Here is a 5,692-nt window from a genome sequence, read left to right on the forward strand (position 1 = left end):
GCGCCGTCGTCCGGCGACCACAATCCTTTCTTCTTCAGCTCACGCCGCCAAGTATAGATCTGCTGTCGGCTCACATCGTGGCGCTGCGCAACCTGGGTCACCGTCGCGCCATCAACCCCGACCGACATCACGATCCCGAGCTTGTCCTCATCTCGCCACCGCCTTCGCCGCTCAACTCCAAGAATTTCACCACGCATCGACAACCCCGCATAAGACACGTCGCAAACGACGTCGTTATGCACGTCTCTTACAATAATCGGTTCAAGTCAGGCAGGCGGTGGCAATCGGGTGGTTACGAATGATCATCTGTTACGCTCGATTGACCGGTTTGTTGATCTCTCCGATCTTCGCAAGCATCTGGCTCCGTTTTATAGCTCGACCGGTCGTCCTTCAGTCGATCCGGAACTGATGATCAGGATGCTGCTGGTCGGTTACACGATGGGTATCCGGTCAGAACGGCGGCTTTGCGAAGAGGTCCATCTCAATCTGGCTTACCGCTGGTTTTGCCGCCTGGATCTGAGCGATCCAATACCGGACCACTCGACCTTCTCGAAGAACCGCCACGGACGGTTCACCTGGCCGCCCTTGTTGAGCGACACGCGCGAGGGAAACTTCCCGCCCTTGATGAATGTTCCTGTGAAGATCTTGCGCCGACCGAACGGCCTGGCGCTCACGCCCTTGCCGGTTTCCCTGGCATCGAAATGCTTGAGCGCAATATCGCCGCCACGCGCCTTGATCCGGTATTCGAGCGATACACCCGACGCCCTGAGCGGGACCATGGCCTTGCGGATAGTCCGCAGTTTCAGACCGGTCTGCTTTGCCAGCGCCCGGCCGGCCTTGGTCCGCCCCTGCGAACCCGCCCGGTTCAACGCCCGCGAACCGATCAACCGGATCGTCTTGCCTGAAAGCCTGGACATGGCCCGGTCGAGGGTCTTGAGCCCCGCGATGTCTGACCAGTACATCCCAAGCATCCAGAACATCCCATGCATCGGCGCCCAACAAAAAACCCCGCGGGCGGGGCCAACGGGGTTATCTAAACCTTTTTCAGTGCGGTTTAACACCCTTGCCCTGATGGACAAGATGCAGACCGCCGCCGAAGTCCGCGACCTGATGGCCCCCTGCCGCGTCCCCGGCCACTGGCGCCTGCCCGCGCCCTTCCCCTATCCCGTCAAGCCCTGGGGCGAGGACAAGGCCCGCACCGAACTGGAGCTGCGTCTGTCCTTTATCGGCATTCGGGTTCGGGGATAAGGATGCAGGCGTTGTCAGAAGCCAACCTCAAAGCAACCGAAATTTTAATCTCTCGCGTTGAACAGGAAATGCAGGGAAAGCTTGAGGTTGGTCATGTCGACGCGGCCCGCATCCTCCGTATCGATCCTCGATCGTTGACAGACCTGGTCGCCGGCAACAAGATCAAGCACATTCAGCGTGGCAAGCGGCGCATCTACACGCTGCCCTTCCTGGTCGAATACCTGACCACGCCAAGCCAAGGGGCTCAAAAATGTCCGTCTACCGGCGAAAAGACAAAGCGGCCCAGGAAGTCTCCAAAGTCTACTACTTCGACTTCCAGTGGAACGGTCATCGGTTTTCGGGAAGCACGGGAAAGACGTCAAAAAAGGAAGCCTTAGCGTTCGAAAAACGCGAACGCGAGCGGGTCAAGACGCCGCGTGACGACACTTCGATCGACGGCGCGTTTCAGCGCTGGTGGGAGGAAATAGGCGAAGGATTGGCGCGGCCCGACACGATCTTCTGGCGTCTGGAACTGCTCCAGGACATCCTCGAGGACCTTCTTGCCGATGAAGGCAAGCCCCTCCACCTTTCCTATGTGTCGACAAATCACCTTGCCAAATATGCCCAGATCCGGAGCAAGCAGCCCAATCGTCGCAACAAACTCCCCTCACCATCGACCATCAATCGCGAGATCCAGCTGCTGCGCAGTGTCATGCGCCGGGCCGCACTGGTCTGGGAGAAGGACATCCGCCTACCCAACTTCGGCCAGGTGCTCGGCGAGGAGCCCGAGGAGCGCGTTGTCGAGATCCCCGAGGATATCTACGACCGGATCCGCGAAAAGATGCGTGACGACTACCACGACGTCATGGACTTCCTTCTGCTGGCCGGCAATCGCGCCGGCAACGTTCTGGTCAGCCAAAGCAGGCTGCTCAAGCCGCAGGACGTCGATTTCGACAAGCACGAAGTGACGTTCTACGTAAAATCTAAGAAGCCGGGAGGCAGGCGCGTCGTGTTGCCTATCACGCAGCCCATGCTGGTGTTGCTCGCCAACAATATTGGCAAGCACGAGGACGCCGTTTTTACCTTCATCGCCAGGCGCACCCGCGCCGGCAGGATACGGGGGCACCGATACCCTATTTCACTGAGCGCTTTCTATGGTGAGTTCAAACGTGCCGCGATAGCCGTCGGCCGGCCGGAGTTGCGTCCGCACGACCTGCGCCATACGGGTGCAACGCGCGTTCTCAGGAAAACCAAGAACCTGAGGGTCGCCCAGAAATTGCTCGGTCATACACGGATCACGACGACGGCAAAGTACGCCCATGTCATGAACGACGATTTCCGCAAGGCACTGGAAGAGGCCCACAAGTCCCGCGAAATTCCCACGGAAACCGACGTTAATGGCGATAAAAACTTGAACTTAAAACGGAAATAGTTTTGGATTTTGCGGTCTTGAAAACCGCCGTGCGTGAGAGCGTACCGTGGGTTCGAATCCCACCCTCACCGCCATTTCTATTATTGCGCAACCGCCTTCGGCTACTTGAGCGCATGGCTTCGGGGTCGGACTTTGTCCTCGCTCCTCCGCCACTTTCCTAAAACCATAGCGTTTCCGAACCTGCTTAACGGGATCTGAGCAACACAATTGAATTTTCTGACCTTGTGTAAGTTGGTTCGACGTTGTTGTCGGGCGGTTCCTGGGCGAACCGGACGTTGACTGTAAAAGGTTGAATGGCCGCAGATTGGCACCAACAGGAAAAAACCATTTTCTAAACAATCCGCAGAACCGGTGCTCGCCCGGATACAAGGGGAGCGGCCAGGCTGTGTCTGGCCGCGAAACCAAGAGCTTGCCGAATGAAAGCCGCAAGCGTGTGCCCTTCTGTCAATGCCCAAACAGCATCTCGGGCATCAGCTGTCGCATCTCGTCGCATATGGTGGACCATCAGCAGAAAGTGCTTTTCGTCCAGTGTCACAAGCAAACGGGCATCCATGGAAAGCGGGTCCTGAACACAGGGCAGCGAGCCGCGCGTCTCTTCCAGCGCAGTCACCAGTTTTCCGATCTCATGTGCAACTGAAAGCCCAATCGGCGCGCCCCAACGCTCTGCAGCCAACCCATATGCGGTTTTCCATCCCCTGGAGCTATCGCCCGACAAAGCCAAGGTGAAGTGGCGCAGCAGCGGTAGAAGGGCGGCTTCAAAATCGTCTATCGGCAAGTCGGCGACCGGTTTCAGATTATCGCTGTTTCGTGCGTTGTTTGTAGCATGCATTGCGCGCGTCCTCGCTTCGATGCGGGCCGACCTTGCTATGCGTTTTAGCGCTCTGCTGGGGAGGCTGGGGGCGGTGTCGTGAAATTCGCAAAGGGGCAACCAATCGGTGCCACTCTCATGCAGAGACAGGCTTTTCGCGCGCCGCTGCCTCTCGAAGATAAGCGTTTGTGCGATCAGGACGTGCCCAAAAATCCGGCAAACCGCTGTCCTGAACACCATATTTTGCGCAAGTTCTTACAAGGTGAATGGAGGACTATTGACTAAATGGTCAAAAAATACATCCATGGAGCGGTATTAATTGGAGATGCCCGATGACCAGTTCGCTTTCCACAACCTTCACAGGCCTTAATTTCGTCAATCCATTCGTTCTTGCGTCTGCTCCACCGACGGAAAACAAACGGAAGATCATGAGAGCGTTCGAGGCTGGCTGGGGAGGCGTTGTCACCAAGACCATCGGCTTGCATCCGGTCGAAAACGTGGCCGGCCCCAAGACCATCTATCAGCGCACGAGCGAGACGAAGCCCTATGTCTCGCGGATGAAACGTCCTGATACTGTTTCACATTCCTCCTGGAACTGGGAACTGATCTCTGACCAGTCATTGGACCTTTGGTTGCCCGATCTGGAAGAGATCAAGACTACATACCCGGACCGCATGGTTATCGCGTCGATCATGGCCGGTGCCGGCAACGAGGAGGAAATGGAAAATTGGCGCAAACTGGCAAAGGCAGTTGTAGGCGTCGGATGTGACGCGATTGAACTGAACCTTTCTTGCCCTCACATGGACCGCAAGGACATGGGGGCCAATGTGGCCAATGACGAAGAGATCATCAGATCAGTACTTCAGGCAGTAAAGAGCGCCGTCAGCGTTCCGATTTGGGTCAAACTAACGCCCGCGAACTCTTCTCTTCTCGACGGGGCAGCCGCCGCCTACGACGCCGGTGCAGCCTCGATCTCGCTGTGCAACACCTTCCCGTCGCTTCCATTGATGGATCCAGAGACGCTGAAGTTCGAGGTTGAAGTGGATGGGCTCGTGACATCCGGAGGACTGGGCGGTTTGGCGATTCTGCATCAGGCGCTGCAACGTGTATCCGATATCTCGCGCGCGTTTCCCGATAAATCGATCTCGGGCATCGGGGGCATTCGCGGTTTTCGTGAAGCATTCAACTTCATCGTGCATGGCGCCGGAAACTTGCAGGTTTGCACCGCAGCCATGGAAGAAAAGGGCAGCGGCGGCATAGGTGTGAAGCTTATTCAGGAACTGAAGGACGATCTGAGCGCCTATCTGGAACAAAAAGGACATTCCTCGATCGAGGAATTCCGAGGGATCGCACGCGAAAGGATTGTTGAACATTCGCAGATCCGTAGAAAGAGCGACACCTACAACGGCGGATTTGCGATATCAGCCTAGTATCCGAGATACGCTTACGAATAGCCGTATCAGCCAAACCAGCTTGTCTGTCGAGCAATTCTGCTCGCATCCCTTGGCTTTGTTACCCTGGGGTGCGAGCTCGGTTCTGGTGGTAGCCGTAAACGATTGGTTGTCCAGCGTTTCCGATGTCTACCAAACCTTAAATCAGCTCAACACCGACTACATCGCCTTGCCTGGAACATCTTGCCAGATGAAACATCGCGGTAACCGGTCGAACTGCCCGTCTCCCGAAGTTAAACAATCCTGTTTTTAAAACAAACCTGCCATCGGCGTCGCGCGCAGCATCAGTTACTTTGGGCTCAGGTCTGTCATTTGACGTTGGGTTGCCGGTCGATCGCCGGCGCGGGTAAATCCAACTCATCCCGATTTTGATCCACACCAAAGTCCTGAAGTGAATTCAGGATTATTTCCCAATCTTCAAGTTCTTTGAAAAGATCATCCAAAAGGTTCGAACTTTCTCCCGGCAGGGCCGCCATTTATACCAAGCGACGAATTTGACGACTCTTTTGGATTCCCAAAGTTTCGCGAATATGATTCCTGATGGGGAACATGAGGAGTTTGCCATGTCCGCCCCTATCCGTCTTCGAGATGACTTTGATGCTCCAACCCTTCGTCATCTAGCCCGTGGCTCGGTGAATGCCGATCAAACACGGCGCCTTTTGGCGCTTGCAGTGATCTATGACGGCGGCTTGCGCAGCGATGCGGGTGCGGTCGGCGGCGTGACGGTCCAGGTGATCCGCGACTGGGTCTTGCGTTTCAATGCAAAAGGCCCCG

8 protein-coding genes, 1 tRNA gene and 2 pseudogenes are annotated in these 5,692 nt (G+C 56.3%); 6 read left to right on the top strand and 5 right to left on the bottom strand.

Going from position 1 to position 5,692, the window contains the following annotated elements:
- Window positions 1-197: transposase (locus OA90_RS28860; RefSeq protein ID WP_156510637.1), on the bottom strand; the 197-nt coding region annotated here is incomplete at its 3' end.
- A 55-nt stretch (window positions 198-252) separates the two neighbouring features.
- On the opposite strand from OA90_RS28860, the pseudogene OA90_RS28355 reads away from it, so the two are divergent.
- Window positions 253-573 (top strand): annotated as a pseudogene (locus OA90_RS28355) (transposase); the annotation flags it as partial.
- Here the strand turns inward: OA90_RS28355 and OA90_RS27195 are convergent.
- Window positions 492-962, bottom strand: a complete 471-nt coding sequence (locus OA90_RS27195; protein ID WP_208986312.1) for a hypothetical protein — start codon at window positions 960-962, stop codon at window positions 492-494. The pseudogene OA90_RS28355 and the gene OA90_RS27195 sit on opposite strands and share 82 nt — an antisense overlap.
- An 85-nt stretch (window positions 963-1,047) precedes the next feature.
- Here OA90_RS27195 and OA90_RS28865 point away from each other — a divergent pair, with 85 nt between their 5' ends.
- On the top strand, window positions 1,048-1,248 hold the full coding sequence (locus tag OA90_RS28865; RefSeq protein WP_156510713.1) for a hypothetical protein: 201 nt from the start codon (window positions 1,048-1,050) through the stop codon (window positions 1,246-1,248).
- A gap of 44 nt (window positions 1,249-1,292) precedes the next feature.
- On the opposite strand, the gene OA90_RS27200 is transcribed toward OA90_RS28865, so the two are convergent.
- Window positions 1,293-1,487 (bottom strand): hypothetical protein, encoded by a 195-nt coding sequence (locus tag OA90_RS27200; protein ID WP_068420123.1) that lies wholly within the window; start codon window positions 1,485-1,487, stop codon window positions 1,293-1,295.
- Between the two features lie 11 nt (window positions 1,488-1,498).
- On the opposite strand from OA90_RS27200, the gene OA90_RS27205 reads away from it, so the two are divergent.
- Complete coding sequence (locus OA90_RS27205; RefSeq protein WP_068420125.1) at window positions 1,499-2,659, top strand: tyrosine-type recombinase/integrase; 1,161 nt, start codon at window positions 1,499-1,501, stop codon at window positions 2,657-2,659.
- A tRNA-Ser gene (locus OA90_RS28870) sits at window positions 2,653-2,733 on the top strand. The genes OA90_RS27205 and OA90_RS28870 overlap by 7 nt, the downstream gene beginning before the upstream one ends.
- A 257-nt stretch (window positions 2,734-2,990) precedes the next feature.
- On the opposite strand, the gene OA90_RS27210 is transcribed toward OA90_RS28870, so the two are convergent.
- Entirely contained in the window at window positions 2,991-3,434 is a 444-nt protein-coding gene (locus OA90_RS27210; RefSeq protein ID WP_199823880.1) for a hypothetical protein, read from the bottom strand.
- 365 nt (window positions 3,435-3,799) lie between these two features.
- Between OA90_RS27210 and OA90_RS27215 the strand changes: the two genes are divergently transcribed.
- Window positions 3,800-4,897 carry a tRNA-dihydrouridine synthase gene (locus OA90_RS27215; RefSeq protein WP_068420127.1) on the top strand — a complete coding sequence of 366 codons (1,098 nt, stop codon included), beginning with the start codon at window positions 3,800-3,802 and terminating at the stop codon, window positions 4,895-4,897.
- Window positions 4,898-5,226: 329 nt separating this feature from the next.
- On the opposite strand, the gene OA90_RS28875 is transcribed toward OA90_RS27215, so the two are convergent.
- A complete protein-coding gene (locus OA90_RS28875; protein WP_156510714.1) occupies window positions 5,227-5,394 on the bottom strand; it encodes a hypothetical protein in 168 nt (55 codons plus the stop codon).
- Between the two features lie 87 nt (window positions 5,395-5,481).
- On the opposite strand from OA90_RS28875, the pseudogene OA90_RS28880 reads away from it, so the two are divergent.
- Window positions 5,482-5,692, top strand: a pseudogene (locus OA90_RS28880) (IS630 family transposase); the annotation flags it as partial.

Origin of the sequence: Labrenzia sp. OB1, from assembly GCF_001624695.1 — a bacterium.
Taxonomy (GTDB): Bacteria; Pseudomonadota; Alphaproteobacteria; order Rhizobiales; family Stappiaceae; genus Roseibium.

Coding starts and splice junctions, on each gene's coding strand:
- OA90_RS27195 (WP_208986312.1), bottom strand. CDS start 962: ATGTACTGGTCAGACATCGCGGGGCTCAAGACCCTCGACCGGGCCATG.
- OA90_RS27205 (WP_068420125.1), top strand. CDS start 1,499: ATGTCCGTCTACCGGCGAAAAGACAAAGCGGCCCAGGAAGTCTCCAAA.
- OA90_RS27215 (WP_068420127.1), top strand. CDS start 3,800: ATGACCAGTTCGCTTTCCACAACCTTCACAGGCCTTAATTTCGTCAAT.
- OA90_RS28875 (WP_156510714.1), bottom strand. CDS start 5,394: ATGGCGGCCCTGCCGGGAGAAAGTTCGAACCTTTTGGATGATCTTTTC.